Consider the following 20078-nt stretch of genomic DNA (forward strand, 5'->3'; position numbering starts at 1 on the left):
GGTCGGTGGGGACGCGCCGGGCGGACGCGGGGATCGCGGGGCCGAGCGTGCCGGCCCCGCGATCGCGACTAGTCGACGAGGACGTCGTTCTTGACGCGGTCCTGCATCTTCGTGATGGCGTCGTCGACGTCCGACTCGCCGACCATGATGAGGTCGTGCTCCTCGTCGAGGATCGAGCTGACGTCGGAGGAGTACTCGCTCACGGGCATCTCGAGGACGACGTCCTTCGGCTCCTGGAACGCCTTGACCGAGAGGTCGTCGGTCGGGAGGGCCGTGAACGCCGCGGTGACGTCGTCGGACTGGTACGCGGGGACGACACCGATCGCCGCGATGGCCTTCGCACCGGCCTCGCTCGCGGCGAACTCGAGGAAGGTCTTCGCGGCGGCCTGGTGCGTGGAGTTCTTGTTGACGGCGAACGCGGTCGGCGAGCCGAACGTCACCGTCTCCTCACCGGACTCGAGCTGCGGCATCTGCGCGACACCCCAGTCGACGTCGGTCGCGCCCGTCTCGATCGACTGCGCGATGCCCGCGATGTACCAGGTGCCCATCGGCATCATCGCGGCCTTGCCGGTCTCGAACATCGTGCGGTAGCTGATCTGCTGGGTCTTCGCCGTGCCGTAGTCGAGCGCGTAGCCCTTGTCCTGCAGGTCGAGGGTGAGGTCGTACTGGTCCTGCATGAAGCCGTAGTCGCCGCTGATGAGGTCGCCACCGGTCTGGGCTGCGGCGATCGACTGGACGACGGAGCGCCAGTAGTGGTTGTACGTGCCGTAGACCTTGGAGTCCCCGTCGCCCGAGGTGAGCTTCGCCGCGATGTCCGCGTACTCGTCCCAGGTGAGGTTGTCGGGGTGCTCGATGCCTGCTGCATCGAAGATGGCCTTGTTGTAGTACAGCAGCCAGAAGTCCTGGCGGTACGGCGCCGCGTAGTAGGTGTCGTCGAGGGCGAACGGCTCGATCCCGGCGAGCTTGTCCGCGCCGATGTCGTCGACGACGTCGCCCACGTCCACGAGCTGGCCGCGGTTCGCGTAGCGCGCGTAATCGGTCACGTTCTTCATGGTGAGGACGTCGGTCTTGTCGCCGCCCGCGAGCATCGTCGTGACCTTGTCGGAGTAGTCGTCGGCGAGGATGTCGACGGGCTCGATCGTGATGTCGGGGTGCTCGGCCTCGAAGGCGTCGAAGAGCGCCTTGAACTCGGGCGTCTGGTCGTAGTTCCAGACCGAGACGCTGAGCGTGACGGGGCCGTCCTCGTCCTGCTGGGCGGAGCCGGCACCTGAGCAGCCGGTGAGGGCGAGGCCGGCTGCTGCGGCGATCGCGGAGATGGTCAGGATGGGTCGCTTCATTGCGGATGCTCCTCGGTGAGTAGTGGTGCTGTCTGTGGTGATGGCGGTGCTGGTGGGACGGGGATGCTGCGGGGTGGAGCGGTCGGTGGGCGTCAGTGCGACGCGGGCAGGTCGAGCGATGTCGTCGCGCCGTCCGGCCAGGTGATGGTGCGGGCGGTGGACCCGGCGACGCCCGCCATCGCCGGGGCGACGACGCCCGGCTGCGTGGCGCCATCCAGGAGGAGCGCGAACGCGTGCCAGTGGTCCGGGCGGACGGGACCGTCGGTCTCGCACCACGGCGTGCCCGAACGGGGTCCGAGCGGGGTGGCGTCGTCGAGGTCGCGGACGCCCGACCGGAGCGCGCCGGTCGGAAGCGGGTCGTGCTCGCTCGGGAGCGCGACGACGACCGAACGCACGCCGTCGGCGACGGCGACCGCCGAGGTCTGGTCGGTGGCGACGGTCAGGTCACGACCACTGACGGTCCACCCGCCGACATGGAGCGCGCCGAGCGGGACCTCGTCGCCGGTGCCCGGGACGACGCGGACGAACCGCACCTCCCAGGGGCCGCGGACGGCCGAGCAGAGGTCGATCCGCGCGCCCGTGCGGGGCCGGTCCGCGGCGTGGCCGTGGCCGTGGTCCGGGCCATCGGCATCGGCGTCGATCCAGCGGGCGGGACCGGAGGACGTCGCCCAACCGGTGGACGATCCGTCGGAGGTCGGCAGGGTCGTCAGCCCACCTCGGGTGAACCCGGAACGGTGACTCGGGACACCCTCGGCGTCCAGGAGCACGACCGACCCGTCGAACGGATCGCGGGCATCGGCGGAGAGCCCCGGCGCGGTCGCCGTCGAATACCCGAGGCGTGCGTACAGCGGGGCGTCGCGTTGGGCGACGCCGTCGTTCGCGTGGTCCGTCCCGTGGTTGACGACGCGGACGATGCCGTCGGCGGTCGTCCCGCTGACGATCCAGCCCGGGGCGATGATGGTCCGGAGGACGTCGCCCCGTTCGATCGGCAGTGGTTCCTCGATGGCCGTCCACACCGGGTGGTCGGCCGGGAGCGCGAGCCCGAGCATGCCCTTCGATGCCCAGTAGGGCGAACCTGGGCCGGAGTAGGACTGTGCGAGCTGCCGCCACTCGTGGTGCCAGCCGAGCGTCAGGATCCCGCGGTCGTCGGGGGCGCCAGCGGCGTCGAAGTGCGACACGACACCACTGGCCGCTCGACGGATGAGTCCCGGCGAGAGCGCGGTGGACCCGGCCATGGCACCGGCCCAGAACGGTGCGGCGGCGGCGAAGCGGTAGATGAGACTCCGCCCCTGGACGAGCGGCGAACCGTTCGCGCCGACGAGTGCGACGGCGTCCTCCAGGTAGCGGTCGAGGTGGGCGTCGTAGCGGTCGAGACGTGCCTGATGCGGGTGGCCCGGCGTGAGCATCGTGCGCCACAGCACCGGATAGAGGTGGAGCGCCCACCCGGTGTAGTGGTCGTAGGCCCGCGTGCCGCCGTCGGCGAACCAACCGTCCTCGCGGAAGAAACCGTCCGCGATCGCGAGGTCCTCCTCCAGGTCCGCTTCCGAGAACGGGCCACCGACCGTGCGCAGGAACTCCTCGACGACGATACGGAACCACACCCAGTTGATGGGCGGGTACGGCTGGCCGATGACGGATGCGAGCCAGTCGATCGTCGTGCGCTTGGTCCGGTCGTCGAGACGGTCCCAGAGTTCGGCACGGGTGAGGTGGAGTCCGATCGCGATGGCTGCGGCCTCGACCTTGGCCTGGTCGACCTCGTCCGGCCGCGGCCACCGCTCCGGGGAGTCCGGGTCGGTGCCCGTCGCGAGGCCGGCGGCGTAGCGCTCGACGAGGTCGCCCGTCCGTGCGGGATCACCGGCGATGCGGAAGGCGGCGAGCATGAACGTCCGCGCGAACCCCTCCAGGCCGTCGATGTCGGAGCCGTAGCCGCCTGGCGCACCCGGGAACAGGATGCGGGCACGACCGGGCGAGGTGAAGGGTTCGGCACCGCCGAGCAGCCGGTCCGCGAGGTCCTCCCAGTGCCTGCGCGTCCAGCCGGTCGACGGTGACAGGGTGCGGTCCAGGGCGAGTGTGTCCGACGCCGGGGCGGTCAGGAGCACGACCATCAGGCGCTCACCCCCAGGTCTGCGACCCGGACGGCTTCGCGCGGGTGCTCGCCGTTGAGGAACCGCTCGAGGTCGTCGAGCGCCGCGTCCGTCATGCGCAGCGTCTCCCGGCCCAGGGAGCCCGCGATGTGCGGGGTGATCGAGACGTTCGGGAGGTCGAGCAGCGGCGAGTGCACCGGCAGCGGTTCCGGGTCGGTGACGTCGAGGATCGCGTCGAGGCGTCCGCTCGCGCACTCCGCCGCGAGGGCGTCGGTGTCGAGCAGGCTCCCGCGGGCCGTGTTGATCACCGTGGCGCCGTCCGGGAGCGCCGCGAGCTGGGCAGCCCCGATCATGCGCTTCGTCTCCGGGAGCTCCGGAGCGTGCAGCGAGAGCACGTCGACGTTCGGCAGGAGCTCGTCGAGCGGGACGAGGCGGGCTCCCGCCGCGGCGACGGCCGTGGCGTCGGCGTAGGGGTCGGCGACGAGCACCTCGACCGCGTCGAGCTGCTGGAGCAGGGCGACGACGCGACGGCCGATGCGCGAGAAGCCGACGACGCCGACCCGGCGTCCGAGGTTGGACAGGTTCGTGGTCTCGAGCAGGGTGCGCCACTCGCGACGGTGTGCCCGCGGGTCGCGGGCGAAGACCTGTGCCCGCTTGCCGGCGAGCACGATCGAGGCGAAGGTGAACTCGGCGACCGGGATGGCGTTCGCCTCGGCGGCCGTGGTGACGACGATGCCGCGCTCCCAGACGGCGTCGGTCACGAGCGAGCGGACCGTGCCGGCGCAGTGGAAGACCGCGCGCAGCCGGGGCATGCGGTCGAGCCGCTCCGCCGTGAGCGGCGGGGTGCCCCACGAGGTGATGAGCACCTCGACCTCCGCGAGCCGTGCGGCGAGCGCCGGGTCGTCGAGGTCGCCGGTGGTCTCGTCGTCGCGGACCTCGCACATCGCGTGGAGCCGGGACAGACGGGCGTCGTCGAAGAGCGTCGAGAACACGTCGGGCCACATGGCGACCAGGGCTGCGGGGCGCGCGGCGTTCGACATCTGGTGCTCTCCTTCGAGTGGGCCGCGGTTGCATGCGGTTGTCAGGTAGTGAATACTCCAATCCGATCGGAGTCAAAACAGTCGATCACAAACGAACAAGCTCGATCGAAGATGATCATGGAGACGTCGTGCATTCACCCTCGCAGACCGCACCCGCCACACCCACCACCGATGAGCGACGTCGGGCGCACGGCCCGTTGGTGACGGCGTGGTCACAGCGCCCGGCGACCGCACTCCGGTCCATCGTGCCGGACGGCGACTGGAGCTCGATCGACCGACGGCTGCTCGACTCCTTCGTCGCCCAGGCGACGCGCGAGTCCGCGACCACCGACCGCGCGGCGACGCCCTGGCCGCAGCCGCTCTTCTCGCAGTACAGCGCCTACCCGCTCGCCGGGGAGCGCCTCTCCTACGAGACGGCGGTCGGTGACCGACTCGCACGCCTCTCCCGCGCCGTGATCCTCGCCGCCGCGTCCGCAGCCGGTGTCGCGGTGGCCGCACGGCACGACCCGCTCGCCGAGGTCGCCGACGGCCTGTGGCTCCTCGCGGAGCAGACGACCTGGTGCTGGGCGGCCCACGACGACGCGTTCCGTCGGTTCGGGACGGTCACGCCGTCGCTCGACGAACCGTTCCTCGACCTCGGCGCCGGTGAGGCGGTCGCGGCCGTCGCCTGGGCGATCGCCGTCCTCGGCGACGAGCTCGACGAGCGCTACCCGGGGCTGACCGACCGGCTGCGAACCGAGGCCGAGCAGCGGGTGTTCCAGCCGTTCCTGGACCGCGACGACTGGCACTGGCTCGGCCTCGACGTCGACCCTGACGGCGAGCCTGTCGTCCTCCACAACTGGAACCCCTGGATCCTCGGCAACACGATCGCCGCAGCAGCGGTGCTCTGCAGCCCCGACCGCGCCGAGCTCGTCATCGACCGAGCCGTCGACGGCATCGACCGCTACCTGGCGGGCCTCCCTCGGGACGGCGCGATCGACGAGGGCTGGGAGTACTGGTGGAACGGAGCGGCTCGCGCCCTCGAGGCGGTCGAGACCCTCGATCGTCTCGCCGGAGGTCGCCTCGCGCTCGACGTCCTCGACCTGCTGCCCGAGTCACTGCGCTTCCCGCTGCGGATGCAGCTGTCCGCCGACTGGTACGTGAACGTCGCGGATGCCCGAGCACGCGGTGATCGCACGCTCCCGTTCGATCTCCTGCATCGCTGGGGCCGGCGACTCGAGCTGCCGGACGTCGTCGCGTACGCCATGGCGCATCGCGATCCCGACGCACCCGTCGCCACGGACCGGGCCGGACTCGGACGTCTCGTCCGCGTCTGCTTGGACGGTGCATGGGCGGTCGCGGACGCCCGGAACGCGACGCTGCCGCTGCCGCTGCCGGCATCGGTCGACCTGCCGTCGATCGGCATGAGCCTCGCCCGTGAGCACGACGGGCGTTCCGACGGACTCGCGGTCAGCCTCAAGGGCGGCCACAACGACGAGAACCACAACCACAACGACCTCGGGAGCGTGATCGTCGCACTCGACGGCGTCCCCGCGGTCATCGATCCCGGGCGGCCCACCTACGACGCGCGGACCTTCGGCCCGGACCGCTACGACATCTGGTGCATGCGCAGCGACTGGCACAGCGTCCCGGCACCGCGCGGTCTGCTGCAGCAGCATGGACCGGAGTTCGCGGCGCGCGATCGCCGGGGCGGAGACCATGGCGCACAGGCGAGCTGGTCGATGGACCTCGCCGCGGCCTACGGACTGGCGGAGCACGAACACTGGCGCCGGACCGCGACGCTCGACCGCACGGCGTCGCGCGTCGTGATCGAGGACGTCTGGACGCTCGATGACCCGGCGGGCACGGCCGTCACCCTCATGCTGTGGGGCGACGTGACCGAGGTCGATCCGGCGACCCTCCGCCTCCGTCGGCCGGTCGACGGCGTCCGGGACGTGATGCTCCAGCACGACGCGGATGAGGTCGCGATGGAGGTCGTCCGACTCGACGACGCGATGATGCGGTCGTCCTGGGGCGAGACGATCACCCGCGTGCGGCTGCTGCCGCGTCCCGATGCGGATCGTCTGCTCGTCACCGTGGAGGCCGCACGATGAGCGACGACGGCGTCTCCGGCGACCGGGGAGCACCGGCCGGCACCGGACCCTCGCAGGTCTTCGGCATCGAGCGCCGCGAACGGATCATGGACGAGGTCCGACGCAACGGTTCCGTCGTCGTCCGCGAACTCGCCGTCATCCTCGGCGTCACGGAGCTGACGATCCGACGCGACATCACCGCGCTCGCCGACCTCGGGCTCGTCACGCGAGTCCACGGTGGCGCGACCGCCCGGAGCTCCCTCGACCAGACGGTCGCGCGATCGGCCGACGCCGCCGGCCCCGCCAGGTACCGCATCGGCATGGTCGTGCCGTCGCTCAGCTACTACTGGCCACAGATCGTCAACGGTGCCCGCGCCACGGCCGCCCTCAGCCGCTCGCAGCTCGTGCTCCGCGGCTCGTCCTACGACCCGGCCGACCAGCGCCGGCAGATGGCCGCGCTCGTGGAGACGGGTGGGATCCACGGGCTCATCGCCGCACCCGACACCGCGGGCCAGGACGGGTACGCCCTCCTCGCCTGGCTCGATGCGCTGCCGATCCCGGTCGTGCTGGCCGAGCGTCGCGCGCCGTCCTCGCTCGCGCTGCGGTCGCTCGAGTGGGTCACGACGGACCACGAGTTCGGCGCGGTGCTCGCCGTCCGCCACCTGTACGAGCAGGGGCACCGCCGCATCGGCATCGCCGCGGCACGGCACTCCCCCACCTCCGACCACCTGCGGCGCGGCTGGGCCAGGGCGTCCGCGGACCTGGGGCTGGACACGGGACTGACGGTGAACGCCGAGATCGACGACGTCGAGAACGGCGCCAGGGACGCCCGGCTGGGTGCGCTCGTCGACGAATGCCTCGCCACGGGGACCACCGCGCTGTTCGTGCACGCCGATCCGCAGGCGATCCTGCTCGAGCACCACTGCCTCGACCGCGGCGTGCGGATCCCCGAGGATCTCGCCATCGTCGCCTACGACGACGAGGTCGCGGAGAACGGCGAGCCGCCCATCACCGCGCTGCGCCCGCCGAAGCAGCACATCGGTCGGATGGCCGTCGAGACGATGGTCGCCCGTCTGTCCGAGGGCCGTCGCCGCCCGACGCAGCGCACCCAGGTCCTCCCCGAGCTGCAGGTCCGCGCCTCCTCCCTGACCGCGCCGCCCGCCTGAGTCGCCCGAATCTGCACGAAATCAGGCGGATTTCGCACAGATTGAGGCAACTCAGCGGGTCAGCCGACGCCGTTCAGGACCGAGGAGGCGAAGGACGCGGCACGGACGCCGAGGGTCGCGATGCGCTCCTGGCGGGCCGCCTCCGCATCGAAACCGACGTAGGCGAGCGGCGGCAGCTTCCGCACGTTGGCCGAGCACTGGAAGTCGGCGCAGACGAGCGTGCCGACCGTGTCGCCGTTCTTGCCGGCCTGTCCGGCCCGCTTCGCGCTGTAGAACACGACGTCGTTGCTGAGCGTGATGTCCTGGCACCACGCGCACTGCGGGCGGGTGCGGGGCATCGCATCGGCCTGCCGGAGCAGGATGCCGACGGGTTCGCCGTCGACGATCGTGATGACATAGGCGCGTCTCGGCAGCTTCCTGTCGCGCCACCCGAGGAAGTCACGCACCTCGAAGTCGATCATGTCGAAGTCGATGGGCAGGCTCACGTCACTGACCTCCTTGCGCGACGCGTTGACGAAGGAGGCTCGGATCTGGGATTCGTTCAGGGGGATCATGGGTTCACCGGTTTCGGCTGGGCCGTCGTGGAGACGGCGGAGAGACCCTCCGCGCGTCGGTGCGCTGCGGTGGGTGCGTCAGGGTGCGCGGCCCCGTCGTCGTCGCTCGGACGAGCGCGATGGACGAGGCCGACGCCCTCACCGGGTGGGTGAGGTGGTCGACCGGGTGCGCTGCTCTCTCGGGCCGGCGTTGCGGACGCCGACGACCTCCAGACGCCCGACACGGGGCGGAGCGATGAGCATGGACACACAGGCACTGTATCAAGCGATGGCGCGCTCGCTCCCCTGGTCCGCACGTTCAGGCTCCCGGCGCGGCAGGATGGACGCATGGCCCTCGACGTCGCCCTCCTCCGCACCGCGTTCCCCTCCCTCACCTCGGGCATCGCCCACTTCGACGGCCCCGGCGGCACCCAGACGCCGCTCGCCGTCGGCCAGGCCATCCTCGACACCCTGACGGGCCCGCTCTCGAACCGAGGGACCTCGGTCGCCTCCGAACGACGGGCTGACGACGCGGTCGTCGCCTTCCGCGCTGCGATGGCGGACCTCCTCGCCGCCGACCCGAGCGGCATCGTCTACGGTCGCAGCGCGACCCAGCTCACCTACGACTTCGCGAAGCACCTGTCCCGCGGCTGGACGGCGGGCGACGAGGTGGTGGTGTCCCGGCTGGACCACGACGCGAACGTCCGCCCGTGGGTCCAGGCCGCGGAACGCGCCGGCGCGACGGTGCGCTGGATCGAGCTCGATGCCACGGCCGGCGAGCTCGACCTCGAGTCGCTCGACGCGACCCTCGGCGAGCGCACCCGGCTCGTCGCCGTGACCGCAGCGTCGAACCTCCTCGGCACCATCCCGCCGGTGCGGACGATCGCCGACCGGGCGCACGCCGTCGGCGCGCTCGTCTGGGTCGACGGCGTCCACTACACCGCGCATCACGTCGTCGACGTCGAGGCCCTGGGCGCCGACTTCTTCGTCTGCTCGCCGTACAAGTTCTTCGGGCCGCACTGCGGTGTCCTCGCCGCGTCGCCGGAACTCCTCGAGTCGATCCACCCCGACAAGCTGCTGCCGTCGACGAACGTGGTGCCCGAGCGCTTCGAGTTCGGCACGCTGCCCTACGAGCTCATGGCTGGCGTGACGGCGGCCATCGGCGTGCTCGCGTCGATCGACCCCGGTGACGCCACGACGAGACGCGACCGTCTCGTCGCCTCAGCCGCAGCCGTCCACCAGCGGGAACTCGCGCTGCGCACCCGTATCGAGGACGAGCTCGCCGACCTCGGCCCGCTCGTCGAGCTGCACTCGCAAGCCGCCGAGCGCACGGCGACGCTGTTCATGACGTTCCCGGGCAGGCGTTCCGCCGACGCGGCCGCGTTCCTCGCCGCTCGCGACGTCCTCGCACCGGCTGGCTCGTTCTACGCGGTCGAGCCGTTCGCTGCGCTGGGCCTCGAGGACGTCGGCGGCCTCCGCGTCGGCGTCGCCCCGTACACCTCGGACGAGGACGTCGACCGCCTGCTCGATGGCATCAGAGCCTTCCTCGCGGACTGACCGGCTCGCCGGTTGAACGGCTCGCCGGTTGGACGGTTGGCGAGCCGGCCCGGCGTCAGCGCCCTCAGGATCGCTTGCCGCTCTCACGTCGCAGCACGACGAACCCGGCGACCATGACGACCGCCCCGAGGACGAGGGTGATGATCCGGAAGAACCCGAAGTCGTCGACACCGAAGATCAGGGGTCCGGCGAAGAGGAACGTGGCGCCGACGAAGTACCAGACGGAGGTCGTCCCACCGTTGAGCGAGGTGGGCCGTGGCGTCGATTCGGGCCGCGCCGAGGCAGGACCGTCCTGGGGCACCTCGTCCCCGTGTGGTGCAGGTTCGGGCTGCGTCGATCCGGTCATCATTCGCTCCGATCCGCGTCGCGCTCGGTGGTGTCCACGACGTCGAGCCCCACGCTACGCAGCCCTGGAGCGCCGCGAATCCCCCAGGTGACGGAGATCAGGCCTCGCTGGCGAACATCCGTCCGTCGGGGTCGAGCTTCGTCAGGAGGGCGGCGGAGATCTCGCCGAGCTGCTCGATCTGCGCCGGCGTCAGTGCGTCGAGCACGAGCGACCGCACATGCTCGACGTGGCCCGGCGCAGCCTGGACGACCTTGTCCCAGCCCGCATCGGTGAGCGTCACGTTCGTCGCCCGTCGATCCTCTGGGCACGGCGTCCGCGCCACGAAGCCGGCCTCCTCCAAGCGCGTCAGCACCCGCGACAAACGAGGCAGCGTGGCGTTCGTCCGGGCCGCGAGCGCCGAGGTGCGCAGCGTGCGGTCCGGCGTCTCGGACAGCATCGCGAGCGTGAAGTAGTCGAAGTGCGTCAGGTGCTCGTCCCGCGTGAGCTGGAGGTCGAGCGCGGCCGGCAGGAGTTCGAGCACCGCGGCGAAGCGCACCCAGGAGCGTTGCTCGTCGTCGCTCAGCCATCGCGTCTCGGTCATGTCTCCAGCGTAGCAATAGTTGCGCCTACAACTAACCGGTGTTACATTAGTTGTACCAACAACCAATTGACCCGTGACCAGGCGGCCACGAGAAGGAGCATCGTCATGACGAACGTCACCATCTTCGGAACCGGCAACATGGGCAGCGCCATCGCCGGTGTCCTCGCAGCAGGCGGCGCCTCCGTCGACCACCTCGGATCGGCCGAGGCCGGCACGATCACCGGCGACGTCGTCGTCCTCGCGGTCCCCTACCCCGCCCTCGCGACGATCGTCGAGCAGTACGCCGACCAGCTCGCGGGCAAGGTCGTCGTCGACATCACCAACCCCCTCGACTTCTCGACCTTCGACGGCCTCACCGTCGCCGCCGGCAGCTCGGCTGCAGCGGAACTGCAGGCGAAGCTCCCGAGCTCCCATGTTCTCAAGGCCTTCAACACGAACTTCGCCGCGACCCTCGCCGCGAAGCAGGTCGGCGACGTGACCACCACGGTCCTCATCGCCGGGGACGACGCCGATGCCAAGGCGGCACTCCAGCAGCTCGTGACCGCCGGTGGCCTCGAGGCCGTCGACGCCGGGTCCCTGAAGCGCGCCCACGAACTCGAGGCGATCGGCTTCCTGCAGCTCACGTTGGCGGCGTCGGAGAAGATCTCCTGGACCGCGGGGTTCGCGCTCGTCAAGTAGTCGTCGGATCGTGATCCGGGAAGAACGATCCTCCCGGATCACGACGGACTGGAGGACGATGGGCGCATGACCTTCCGCGCCCTCGCCCCCGGCCAGCGTTCCAGCGTCCTGCTCGGCGATCCGCACGATGACGCGCCCGTCCTCCTCTTCGAGACCGACGAGCTCCTCGTCGAAGCGCCGAACTGGTCCCTCGACGGCCGGACGCTGTACCTCAACGGCAACGGGCGACTCTGGGCGCTCACGGTCGACGACCCGACCGCGGGGCTCACGCCGATCGAATTTCACGGCCTCCCCGAGCTCAACAACGACCACGTCCTCGACCCCGACGGCGAACACATCCTCCTCTCGGCGATGGACGGTCACATCTACCGCGGTGCCCTCACCGGCGGACCGGTCACGAAGCTCACCGCCGACGACGACCGGTGGCACTTCCTCCACGGCGTCTCACCCGACGGCACGCGGATCGCGTACGTCGAACTCGAAGGCTTCGAGCACCCCGGTCGACTCGCGATCGCTCCGGCGGTCGAGGGCGGCGGCCCCGTCACCGTCCTCGACACGGGCGACGGCCACCTCGACGGCCCGGAGTGGTCGCCCGACGGCCGGTGGCTGCTCTGCAACACGGAACACTTCGGCACAGCCCCGGGCCATGCGCAGCTCGCGCGGATCCCGGACGGCGGCGGCGAGCTCGAGCAACTCGTCGTGAGCGACACCGTCGACTGGTTCCCGCACCTCTCCCCCGACGCCCGCCTGGCCTCGTACATCGCCTTCCCCACCGGCACGATCGGACACCCCGCCGACCTCGACGTCGAGGTCCGGCTCGTCTCGACGGACGACTGGGCGACCCCGCTCCGCCGCTACCCGCTGTTCGGCGGGCAGGGCACGCTCAACGTGAACAGCTGGGCATCGGACAGCTCACGGTTCGCCTTCGTCGCCTACCCGATCACCAGCTGAATCGCCCGATTCTGCGCGGTTTCGGCGAAGAATCGCACCGATCCGGGCAACTCAGGGGGCTCGTCGATAGGGTCGGAGCGTGACCGATGCCAGCAGCGCCCACTCCCAGACGCTCTCGCGCGGCATCCGGATCCTCGAGGTCCTGGCCGACGCGCGCACCCCGCTCACGATCGACGCCCTGAGCGCGATGCTCGGTCTGCACCGCAGCGTCACCTACCGCCTGCTGCGCACGCTCGAAGACCACCGCCTGGTCGTCCGCGACGGTGCCGGACGGATCGCGCTCGGATCGCGCCTGGCAGCCCTCGCCGCCGGCGTCTCCCACGACCTGCAGGCCGCCGCCCTGCCCGAGCTGACGGCGATCGCGAACGAGCTCGGCATGACCTGCTTCCTCACCGTGCTGGACGGCGACGAGATCGTCACCCTCGTCAGCGTCGAGCCACGGCACACGATGGGGTCGATCGCGCAGCGGCCAGGCACCCGGCACCCGGTCGGCGTCGGCGCTCCCGGCAAGGCGATCGCGTCCCGTCTGCCTGCGTCGCGGTGGCCGGCCGCCCTCGACGACGACCACAGCGCCGAGCTGGCCGTGGTCCGCGAACAGGGCTGGGCGTCGAGCCACGACGAGGTCATCACCGGTCTCCGCGCCGTCGCGGTTCCACTCGCTGTGCACGGCTCGCCGGCAGCCGCCCTCGCGGTCGTCTACGTCTCCAGCAGCCGCCCCGAGACCGAGATCGCGGCCCGCCTCATCGAGGGGGCCGCGACCATCGCGTCGTCGGTCTGACCGCGGCTACCTCCGCGCGCCGTAGATCTGACCACGGCTCTGCTCGTCCTCCGCCTCGCCACCGAGCGGGATGCCCGTGCGGTCACGCAGGAGGAGGGTCGCCGCGAAGGCGATGACGATCATGCCGGCGATGTAGAACGCGACGCTCGTCGACGAGCCAGTGACCTGCACTAGCCAGGTCGCGATCGTCGGTGCGAACGCGCCGCCGAGGATGGCGCCGATCGCGTAGGTGACCGACACACCCGTGTATCGGATCGACGCCGGGAACAGCTCGGCGAAGTACGCCGCCTGCGGCCCGTAGGTGAAGCCGTTGCCGATCGTGAACAGCGCGAGCCCGAGGAACAACAGCCAGGGGTTGCCGGTGTTCACGAGCGGGAAGAGCACGAAGACGGTGGCCAGGAACGCGACCCAGCCGATGATGTAGGTGTTGCGTCGGCCGATCCGGTCGGAGAGCGAACCCGCGAACCACGTGACGATGAGCCAGACGATGGCCGACCCGGTCACCGCGAGCAGGACCGGCGTCCGCTCCATGCCCACCAGGCCACCGTCGGCGAGCGGCGTCGTCGCGTAGTTCTGGATGTAGCCGCCCGTGGTCATGTAGCCGGCAGCGTTGTTGCCGGCGAAGGTGAGCGCCGCGAGCAGCACGAGCAGCCAGTGGTGACGGAAGAGCTCGATGATCGGGACCCGGCGACGCTCCTTGTTGCGGGCGAGCGCGACGAAGACGGGGCTCTCATCGACCTTCCGGCGCACGACGTAGCCGACGATGATCAGGACGAAGCTCAGCAGGAACGGGATCCGCCAGCCCCACTCGAGGAACGCGGCACCGGGCGAGATCACGCCCGTCATGAGCGCGAGCATGCCGGAGGCGAGGAGCAGTCCGATCGGGACGCCGATCTGCGGGAACGCACCGAACCGGCCGCGGCGACCGGTGGGGGCGTGCTCGACGGCCATGAGGACGGCGCCGCCCCACTCCCCGCCGGTCGACAGCCCCTGCAGGATGCGGAGGAACACGAGCAGGGCGGGGGCGATGATCCCGATCTGGTCGTACGTCGGCAGCAGACCGATGAGCGTCGTGGCAGCTCCCATGAGGAAGAGCGTGATGACGAGCATCTTCTTCCGGCCGATGCGGTCACCGAAGTGCCCGGCGACGAACGCGCCGAGCGGCCGGAACAGGAAGCTGACGCCGACCGTCGCGAACGACAGCAGCAGCGCGGCCTGCGGCCCTGCCGGCTGGAAGAAGAGCTGCGAGAAGACGAGACCGGCGGCGCTCGCGTAGAGGAAGAAGTCGTACCACTCGACCGTGGTGCCGATGACGGTGGCGAAGGCCACGCGCCGGAGTTCCGCGGGCGTCGTCGCTCGCGCCAGTGATGCGGTTGTCATTGTCTCGAGACCCCTTTGTCCGTCGCGGCCCGTCATTGGACCGCCAGAATGTACACCACATCGTATACAATCGTGCTCACCGCGCAAGAGGCAGTCGATGACGACGCACCGTATCGTGATCGCAGGCCGCAGTCGACGCAGATGAGGACGGGACGCGATGCAGGATCACGAACGACAGGCGATCGCCGACGAGCTGGCGGCGGCGCACGAGGAGCGGAGCGTCATCCCCCTCCTCACCGCCCGGCACCCGGACATGACCATCGAGGACTCCTACGCCGTGCAGGCGCTGTGGGCCGAACGCCGCATCGCCGCCGGTCGGCGCGTCGTCGGCCACAAGATCGGCCTCACCTCGAAGGCGATGCAGCAGGCCACCGGGATCACCGAACCCGACTACGGCGTCATCCTCGACGACCAGGTCTTCGACTCGGGCGCGACGCTCGACTTCGACGCCTACTCCAACGTCCGCGTGGAGGTCGAGCTGGCCTTCGTCCTCGGCCGCCCACTGCAGGGCCCGCACTGCACGATCTTCGAGGTGCTCGACGCGACCGACCACATCGTGCCGGCGCTCGAGGTCCTCAACTCCCACATCGAACTCAGCGGCCGGACGATCGTCGACACCATCGCCGACAACGCGGCACTCGGTGCCATGGTGCTCGGCGGAACGCCCGTCCGCCCCGACACGCTCGACCCGCGCTGGGTCTCGGCCCTGCTCTACCGCAACCAGACCATCGAGGAGTCGGGCGTCGCCGGCGCCGTCCTCGGGCACCCGGCACTCGGCGTCGCGTGGCTCGCCGGCAAGCTCGCCCAGCACGGCGGGAGTCTCGCCGCCGGGGAGATCATCCTGTCGGGATCGTTCACGAGACCGATGTGGGTCGAACGGGGCGACACCGTCCACGCCGAATACCAGGGACTGGGAGCCGTGACATGCCGATTCGACTGACCCTGCCGCCGACCTTCGGCGAGCGCCTGCGCACCGCGGATCGCCCCCTCATCGGCATGTGGGTGGTGTCTGGCAGCCCGATCGCGGCGGAGATCGCGGCGGGCAGCGGGCTCGACCTGCTCCTCATCGACGGCGAGCACTCGGCGAACACCCTGGAGAGCATCCAGCTACAGCTGCAGGTGGTGGCCGCCTTCCCGGTGTGTCCGCTGGTGCGGGTGCCGTTCGGCGACGCGGTCGTCATCAAGCAGGTGCTCGACCTCGGGGCGCAGAACCTCATCGTGCCCATGGTGTCGTCGGCCGAGCAGGCGGCGGCGCTCGTGCAGGCCGTGCGGTACCCGCCGCAGGGCGTCCGCGGGGTCGGCAGCGCGCTCGCGAGGTCCTCCCGCTGGAACCGGGTCGACGACTACCTCGCGCAGGCGAACGATTCGGTGTCGCTCACGGTGCAGATCGAGTCGGCGGAGGCCGTGGAGCAGGCGGACGAGATCCTCGCGGTCGACGGCGTGGACGCGGTGTTCGTCGGTCCGGCCGACCTCTCGGCGTCGCTCGGACTGCTCGGCCAGCAGGGGCACCCCACCGTGGTCAGCGCTGTCGAGCGGGTGCTCGATGCCGCCGCCGCCGCCGGGAAGCCGGCCGGCGTGAACGCCTTCGACCCCGTCATGGCCGAGCACTACCTCGACCGCGGGGCGTCCTTCGTCCTCGTCGGTGCGGACGTGTCGCTCCTCGCGCGCGCGTCCGAACAGTTGGCGGAGCGCTTCATCGACGGCCGGAGCGACGCGACCCGCAGCGACGGGTACTGACCCTTTCCCACCGCGTCCGGATCGTATACGATTCTGGATACCGACAGTGAGGACGTGTGATGAGTAGCCACCAGGGCATCGAAGGCCTCCCGAACAGCGGGAGCGGCAAGATCATCGCCGTCCACCTCAACTACCCGTCGCGAGCGGCCCAGCGCGGCCGCACGCCGGAGCACCCCTCGTACTTCCTCAAGCCGTGGTCCTCCGTCTCAGGCACGGGCGGCACCATCGAGCGCCCGGCCGGCGCGGAACTGCTCGCCTTCGAGGGCGAGATCGCGATCATCATCGGTACCGCGGCCCGCCGCGTCCGCGTCGAGGACGCCTGGCAGCACGTCTCGGGCGTCACCGCGGCGAACGACTTCGGGCTCTACGACCTCCGCAGTGCCGACAAGGGGTCGAACCTGCGCTCGAAGGGCGGCGACGGCTACACGCCCCTCGGCCCGTCCGTCATCCCCGCCGAGCAGATCGATCCGGCCGCCCTCCGCGTGCGCACCTGGGTCAACGGCGTCGTGGTCCAGGACGACAGGAGCGACACGCTGCTCTTCCCCTTCGCCCAGCTCATCGCCGACCTCTCGCAGCTCTCGACGCTCGAGCCCGGCGACGTCATCCTCACCGGCACACCCGCCGGCTCCTCCGTCGTCGTGCCCGGCGACGTCGTCGAGGTCGAGGTCGACGCACCGACCGCACCCGGCACCCCGACGAGCGGTCGACTCGTGACGACGGTCGTCGAGGGCACCGAGCCCTTCGGCGGGTTCGGCGCGAAGCCGGCTGTCGACGACCGTCAGCGGATCGAGGCCTGGGGGGACGCTGCGGCGGCGGGTCTGCCCTTCGACAAGCTCAGGGACCGGGACGGTCTCGGTGATCGGGTCGCCGAACCGCTCGACCCCGCGGTCGCCGAGCAGCTCGCGTCGGTCTCGACGGCGACGCTCAGCGCCAAGCTGCGGGCCCGCGGGTACACCGAGGTCTTCATCGAGGGCGTCCACGCCTCACGACCGGGCACGCGCATGGTCGGCGTGGCCCGCACCCTCCGCTTCGTCGCCTACCGGCCCGACCTCTTCGCCGAGCGTGGGAACGGCTTCAACGCGCAGAAGCGCATCTTCGACACGGTCGAGTCCGGCGAGGTCATCGTGATCGAGGCACGCGGCGAGCGCGGCACGGGCACCGTCGGTGACGTCCTCGCGCTTCGGGCACAGCAGCGGGGAGCGGCCGGGGTCGTCACCGACGGCGGGATCCGCGATGCCGAGCAGGTCGCGGCGTTCGACCTGCCGACCTTCTCACAGGGTCCGCACCCGTCCGTCCTCGGGCGCCGCCATGTGCCGTGGGAGACCGACGTCGCGATCACCTGCGGCGGGGCGACCGTCCTGCCGGGCGACGTGATCGTCGGGGACGGCGACGGCGTCATCGCGATCCCCCGGGCGCTCGCCGCCGAGGTCGCCGCGGAGGCGGTCGTGCAGGAGGCGGAGGACGCCTGGATCGCCGAGCAGGTCCGTGGCGGTGCCGCCGTCGACGGCCTCTTCCCGCTGAACGCCGAGTGGCGGGCGCGATACGAGAGCGAGCAGGGACGATGAGCGGACCACACCCGACGACCGGGCAGGAGGCGTCGCTCAGCAAGTCCGAGCGCGCCTACCGGTTCATCCGCGAGGCCATCGACGAGGGGCGCTTCGTCCCCGGGTACCGGCTGGTGCTCGGACAGATCGCCGGTGAGCTCGACATCAGCGTGGTCCCGGTGCGCGAGGCGATCCGTCGGCTGGAGGCCGAGGGGCTCGTGACGTTCGAGCGCAACGTCGGCGCGCAGGTCGCGATGCTGCACGAGACCGAGTACCTCTTCACGATGCAGACGCTCGCCCTCGTCGAGGGCGCAGCGACCTCGATGAGTGCCGCTTACCTCACCGACGACCATCTGGCCCGCGCCCGCGAGATCAACGAGCGGATGCGCCGCACGCTCGACGACTTCGACCCGCACGCGTTCACGGCGCTGAACCTGGAGTTCCACACCGTCCTCTTCGAGGAGTGCCCGAACCCGCACGTCCTCGACCTCGTCCACCGCGGCTGGCGGCGGCTGAACGCGCTCCGTGATTCCACGTTCAGCTTCGTGCCCGGCCGCGCGCGGGAGTCGGTCGCCGAGCACGACGGCATCCTCGAACTCATCGCCGCCGGCGCGCAGCCGCTCGAGATCGAGATCGCCGCCCGCGACCACCGCACGGCGACGCTCGACGCCATGGTCGCGTACCAGGCGGAGCACCAGCCGCCCACGACGGCCCGCCCGCCGTCGTCACCGCCGTCCACCACCGACCGGAGGAACCACCCATGACCCAGCACGTTCCGGCAGCGTTGCCCGACCGTATCCGGCACTACATCGACGGCGCGTTCGTCGACTCGGTCGACGGCGACACCTTCGACGTCCTCGACCCGGTGTCGAACGAGACCTACGTCCAGGCCGCCGCCGGCAAGCAGGCGGACATCGACCTCGCCGTCGCCGCCGCCAAGCGCGCCTTCGACGAGGGTCCGTGGCCGCGGCTCCTCCCCCGCGAGCGCAGCCGGATCCTGCACCGGGTCGCCGACGCCGTCGAGGCGCAGGACGCCCGCCTCGCGGAGCTGGAGAGCTTCGACACCGGGCTGCCGATCACGCAGGCACTCGGGCAGGCGAAGCGCGCCGCCGAGAACTTCCGGTTCTTCGCCGACCTGATCGTCGCCCAGCACGACGACACCTACAAGGTGCCCGGGCGGCAGGTGAACTACGTCAACCGCAAGCCCATCGGCGTCGCGGGGCTCATCACGCCGTGGAACACGCCGTTCATGCTCGAGAGCTGGAAGCTCGCTCCGGCCCTCGCGACCGGCAACACGGTCGTCCTCAAGCCGGCGGAGTTCACCCCGCTCTCGGCAAGCCTGTGGGCGGACATCGTCCGCGACGCCGGCGTGCCCGACGGCGTGTTCAACCTCGTGAACGGGCTCGGCGAGGACGCCGGCGACGCCCTCGTGAAGCACCCGGACGTGCCGCTCATCTCGTTCACCGGCGAGAGCAGCACCGGTCAGCTCATCTTCGCGAACGCCGCGCCGTTCCTGAAGGGGCTCTCGATGGAGCTCGGCGGCAAGTCACCGGCCGTCGTGTTCGCCGACGCCGACCTCGACGACGCCCTCGACGCGACGGTGTTCGGGGTGTTCTCGTTGAACGGTGAGCGCTGCACCGCCGGCAGCCGCATCCTCGTCGAGCGGAGCGTCTACGACGACTTCGTCGAGCGTTACGCCGAGCGTGCCCGCAACATCGTCGTCGGGCACCCGAACGACCCGGCCACCGAGGTCGGCGCGCTCGTGCACCCGGAGCACTACGAGAAGGTCATGGGCTACGTCGAGATCGGCAAGACCGAGGGCCGCCTCGTCGCCGGCGGCGGTCGCCCCGAGGGGTTCCCGACCGGCAACTACGTCGCGCCGACGGTCTTCGCCGACGTCCCGCCGACCGCACGGATCTTCCAGGAGGAGATCTTCGGGCCGGTCGTCGCAATCACCCCCTTCGACTCCGATGAGGAGGCACTCGCGCTCGCGAACGACACGAAGTACGGGCTCGCCGCCTACATCTGGACGAACGACCTCAAGCGGGCCCACACCTTCTCGCAGAACGTGCAGGCCGGGATGGTGTGGCTGAACTCGAACAACGTGCGCGACCTCCGCACCCCGTTCGGCGGGGTGAAGGCCTCGGGGCTCGGCCACGAGGGCGGCTACCGCTCGATCGACTTCTACACCGACCAGCAGGCGGTGCACATCACGCTGAACCAGGCGAACTCCCCACGCTTCGGGACCGGCGGGCCGCTGCAGGCCGCGCACTGACCGCTCCCGGTCGACCTTCA

At 70.8% G+C, this 20078-nt stretch carries 18 protein-coding genes; 11 read left to right on the top strand and 7 right to left on the bottom strand.

Features of this window, described 5'->3' with window-relative positions:
- Positions 1 to 68: 68 nt before the first annotated feature.
- The 3 genes from ACQ3HE_RS08425 to ACQ3HE_RS08435 form a co-directional block, all read right to left on the bottom strand.
- Positions 69 to 1337 (bottom strand): ABC transporter substrate-binding protein, encoded by a 1269-nt coding sequence (locus ACQ3HE_RS08425; protein WP_124768539.1) that lies wholly within the window; start codon positions 1335 to 1337, stop codon positions 69 to 71.
- Positions 1338 to 1429: 92 nt separating this feature from the next.
- Positions 1430 to 3442, bottom strand: coding sequence for a DUF2264 domain-containing protein (locus tag ACQ3HE_RS08430; protein ID WP_430892180.1), 2013 nt, complete (start codon positions 3440 to 3442; stop codon positions 1430 to 1432).
- The gene (locus ACQ3HE_RS08435) at positions 3442 to 4461 is read right to left on the bottom strand and encodes a hydroxyacid dehydrogenase (protein WP_430892182.1); all 1020 of its coding nucleotides are present in this window, start codon (positions 4459 to 4461) and stop codon (positions 3442 to 3444) included. The genes ACQ3HE_RS08430 and ACQ3HE_RS08435 overlap by 1 nt, the downstream gene beginning before the upstream one ends.
- Positions 4462 to 4589: 128 nt before the next feature.
- Between ACQ3HE_RS08435 and ACQ3HE_RS08440 the strand changes: the two genes are divergently transcribed.
- Complete coding sequence (locus ACQ3HE_RS08440; protein ID WP_430892184.1) at positions 4590 to 6554, top strand: heparinase II/III domain-containing protein; 1965 nt, start codon at positions 4590 to 4592, stop codon at positions 6552 to 6554.
- The gene (locus ACQ3HE_RS08445; protein WP_159877429.1) at positions 6551 to 7699 is read left to right on the top strand and encodes a substrate-binding domain-containing protein; all 1149 of its coding nucleotides are present in this window, start codon (positions 6551 to 6553) and stop codon (positions 7697 to 7699) included. Before ACQ3HE_RS08440 ends, ACQ3HE_RS08445 begins: the two co-directional genes overlap by 4 nt.
- Positions 7700 to 7758: 59 nt before the next feature.
- On the opposite strand, the gene ACQ3HE_RS08450 is transcribed toward ACQ3HE_RS08445, so the two are convergent.
- On the bottom strand, positions 7759 to 8253 hold the full coding sequence (locus tag ACQ3HE_RS08450; protein ID WP_430892186.1) for an FBP domain-containing protein: 495 nt from the start codon (positions 8251 to 8253) through the stop codon (positions 7759 to 7761).
- A gap of 327 nt (positions 8254 to 8580) precedes the next feature.
- Here ACQ3HE_RS08450 and ACQ3HE_RS08455 point away from each other — a divergent pair, with 327 nt between their 5' ends.
- A complete protein-coding gene (locus tag ACQ3HE_RS08455; protein WP_430892188.1) occupies positions 8581 to 9789 on the top strand; it encodes a cysteine desulfurase-like protein in 1209 nt (402 codons plus the stop codon).
- Between the two features lie 64 nt (positions 9790 to 9853).
- On the opposite strand, the gene ACQ3HE_RS08460 is transcribed toward ACQ3HE_RS08455, so the two are convergent.
- Both ACQ3HE_RS08460 and ACQ3HE_RS08465 read right to left on the bottom strand, forming a co-directional pair.
- Positions 9854 to 10135: a hypothetical protein gene (locus tag ACQ3HE_RS08460; protein WP_430892190.1), complete on the bottom strand. Its 282-nt coding sequence runs from the start codon at positions 10133 to 10135 to the stop codon at positions 9854 to 9856.
- 97 nt (positions 10136 to 10232) lie between these two features.
- The gene (locus ACQ3HE_RS08465; protein WP_430892192.1) at positions 10233 to 10715 is read right to left on the bottom strand and encodes a MarR family winged helix-turn-helix transcriptional regulator; all 483 of its coding nucleotides are present in this window, start codon (positions 10713 to 10715) and stop codon (positions 10233 to 10235) included.
- A 105-nt stretch (positions 10716 to 10820) separates the two neighbouring features.
- Between ACQ3HE_RS08465 and ACQ3HE_RS08470 the strand changes: the two genes are divergently transcribed.
- The 3 genes from ACQ3HE_RS08470 (at position 10821) to ACQ3HE_RS08480 (ending at position 13122) form a co-directional block, all read left to right on the top strand.
- Complete coding sequence (locus tag ACQ3HE_RS08470) at positions 10821 to 11393, top strand: NADPH-dependent F420 reductase (protein WP_159877419.1); 573 nt, start codon at positions 10821 to 10823, stop codon at positions 11391 to 11393.
- 66 nt (positions 11394 to 11459) lie between these two features.
- Complete coding sequence (locus tag ACQ3HE_RS08475; protein ID WP_430892194.1) at positions 11460 to 12344, top strand: TolB family protein; 885 nt, start codon at positions 11460 to 11462, stop codon at positions 12342 to 12344.
- Between the two features lie 79 nt (positions 12345 to 12423).
- Complete coding sequence (locus ACQ3HE_RS08480) at positions 12424 to 13122, top strand: IclR family transcriptional regulator (RefSeq protein ID WP_430892196.1); 699 nt, start codon at positions 12424 to 12426, stop codon at positions 13120 to 13122.
- A gap of 6 nt (positions 13123 to 13128) precedes the next feature.
- Here ACQ3HE_RS08480 and ACQ3HE_RS08485 read toward each other — a convergent pair whose 3' ends face one another.
- Positions 13129 to 14502 carry an MFS transporter gene (locus tag ACQ3HE_RS08485; protein WP_159877413.1) on the bottom strand — a complete coding sequence of 458 codons (1374 nt, stop codon included), beginning with the start codon at positions 14500 to 14502 and terminating at the stop codon, positions 13129 to 13131.
- 157 nt (positions 14503 to 14659) lie between these two features.
- On the opposite strand from ACQ3HE_RS08485, the gene ACQ3HE_RS08490 reads away from it, so the two are divergent.
- Genes ACQ3HE_RS08490 through hpaE form a run of 5 tightly spaced genes read left to right on the top strand, consistent with a single transcriptional unit; the run spans position 14660 to position 20058 of the window.
- Complete coding sequence (locus ACQ3HE_RS08490) at positions 14660 to 15442, top strand: 2-keto-4-pentenoate hydratase (protein WP_430892198.1); 783 nt, start codon at positions 14660 to 14662, stop codon at positions 15440 to 15442.
- Positions 15427 to 16239: an HpcH/HpaI aldolase family protein gene (locus tag ACQ3HE_RS08495; RefSeq protein WP_430892200.1), complete on the top strand. Its 813-nt coding sequence runs from the start codon at positions 15427 to 15429 to the stop codon at positions 16237 to 16239. The genes ACQ3HE_RS08490 and ACQ3HE_RS08495 overlap by 16 nt, the downstream gene beginning before the upstream one ends.
- A 59-nt stretch (positions 16240 to 16298) precedes the next feature.
- Complete coding sequence (locus ACQ3HE_RS08500; protein WP_430892202.1) at positions 16299 to 17804, top strand: fumarylacetoacetate hydrolase family protein; 1506 nt, start codon at positions 16299 to 16301, stop codon at positions 17802 to 17804.
- Entirely contained in the window at positions 17801 to 18547 is a 747-nt protein-coding gene (locus ACQ3HE_RS08505) for a GntR family transcriptional regulator (protein WP_430892204.1), read from the top strand. The genes ACQ3HE_RS08500 and ACQ3HE_RS08505 overlap by 4 nt, the downstream gene beginning before the upstream one ends.
- Positions 18544 to 20058 (top strand): 5-carboxymethyl-2-hydroxymuconate semialdehyde dehydrogenase, encoded by a 1515-nt coding sequence (hpaE, locus tag ACQ3HE_RS08510; protein WP_430892206.1) that lies wholly within the window; start codon positions 18544 to 18546, stop codon positions 20056 to 20058. Before ACQ3HE_RS08505 ends, hpaE begins: the two co-directional genes overlap by 4 nt.
- The last annotated feature ends 20 nt before the right edge of the window (positions 20059 to 20078 follow it).

It is taken from the genome of Plantibacter auratus (assembly GCF_050587365.1).
Classification (GTDB): domain Bacteria; phylum Actinomycetota; class Actinomycetes; order Actinomycetales; family Microbacteriaceae; genus Plantibacter; species Plantibacter auratus.

Coding starts and splice junctions, on each gene's coding strand:
- ACQ3HE_RS08425 (WP_124768539.1), bottom strand. CDS start 1,337: ATGAAGCGACCCATCCTGACCATCTCCGCGATCGCCGCAGCAGCCGGC.
- ACQ3HE_RS08430 (WP_430892180.1), bottom strand. CDS start 3,442: ATGGTCGTGCTCCTGACCGCCCCGGCGTCGGACACACTCGCCCTGGAC.
- ACQ3HE_RS08435 (WP_430892182.1), bottom strand. CDS start 4,461: ATGTCGAACGCCGCGCGCCCCGCAGCCCTGGTCGCCATGTGGCCCGAC.
- ACQ3HE_RS08445 (WP_159877429.1), top strand. CDS start 6,551: ATGAGCGACGACGGCGTCTCCGGCGACCGGGGAGCACCGGCCGGCACC.
- ACQ3HE_RS08450 (WP_430892186.1), bottom strand. CDS start 8,253: ATGATCCCCCTGAACGAATCCCAGATCCGAGCCTCCTTCGTCAACGCG.
- ACQ3HE_RS08455 (WP_430892188.1), top strand. CDS start 8,581: ATGGCCCTCGACGTCGCCCTCCTCCGCACCGCGTTCCCCTCCCTCACC.
- ACQ3HE_RS08460 (WP_430892190.1), bottom strand. CDS start 10,135: ATGACCGGATCGACGCAGCCCGAACCTGCACCACACGGGGACGAGGTG.
- ACQ3HE_RS08465 (WP_430892192.1), bottom strand. CDS start 10,715: ATGACCGAGACGCGATGGCTGAGCGACGACGAGCAACGCTCCTGGGTG.
- ACQ3HE_RS08470 (WP_159877419.1), top strand. CDS start 10,821: ATGACGAACGTCACCATCTTCGGAACCGGCAACATGGGCAGCGCCATC.
- ACQ3HE_RS08475 (WP_430892194.1), top strand. CDS start 11,460: ATGACCTTCCGCGCCCTCGCCCCCGGCCAGCGTTCCAGCGTCCTGCTC.
- ACQ3HE_RS08485 (WP_159877413.1), bottom strand. CDS start 14,502: ATGACAACCGCATCACTGGCGCGAGCGACGACGCCCGCGGAACTCCGG.
- ACQ3HE_RS08490 (WP_430892198.1), top strand. CDS start 14,660: ATGCAGGATCACGAACGACAGGCGATCGCCGACGAGCTGGCGGCGGCG.
- ACQ3HE_RS08495 (WP_430892200.1), top strand. CDS start 15,427: ATGCCGATTCGACTGACCCTGCCGCCGACCTTCGGCGAGCGCCTGCGC.
- ACQ3HE_RS08500 (WP_430892202.1), top strand. CDS start 16,299: ATGAGTAGCCACCAGGGCATCGAAGGCCTCCCGAACAGCGGGAGCGGC.
- ACQ3HE_RS08505 (WP_430892204.1), top strand. CDS start 17,801: ATGAGCGGACCACACCCGACGACCGGGCAGGAGGCGTCGCTCAGCAAG.
- hpaE (WP_430892206.1), top strand. CDS start 18,544: ATGACCCAGCACGTTCCGGCAGCGTTGCCCGACCGTATCCGGCACTAC.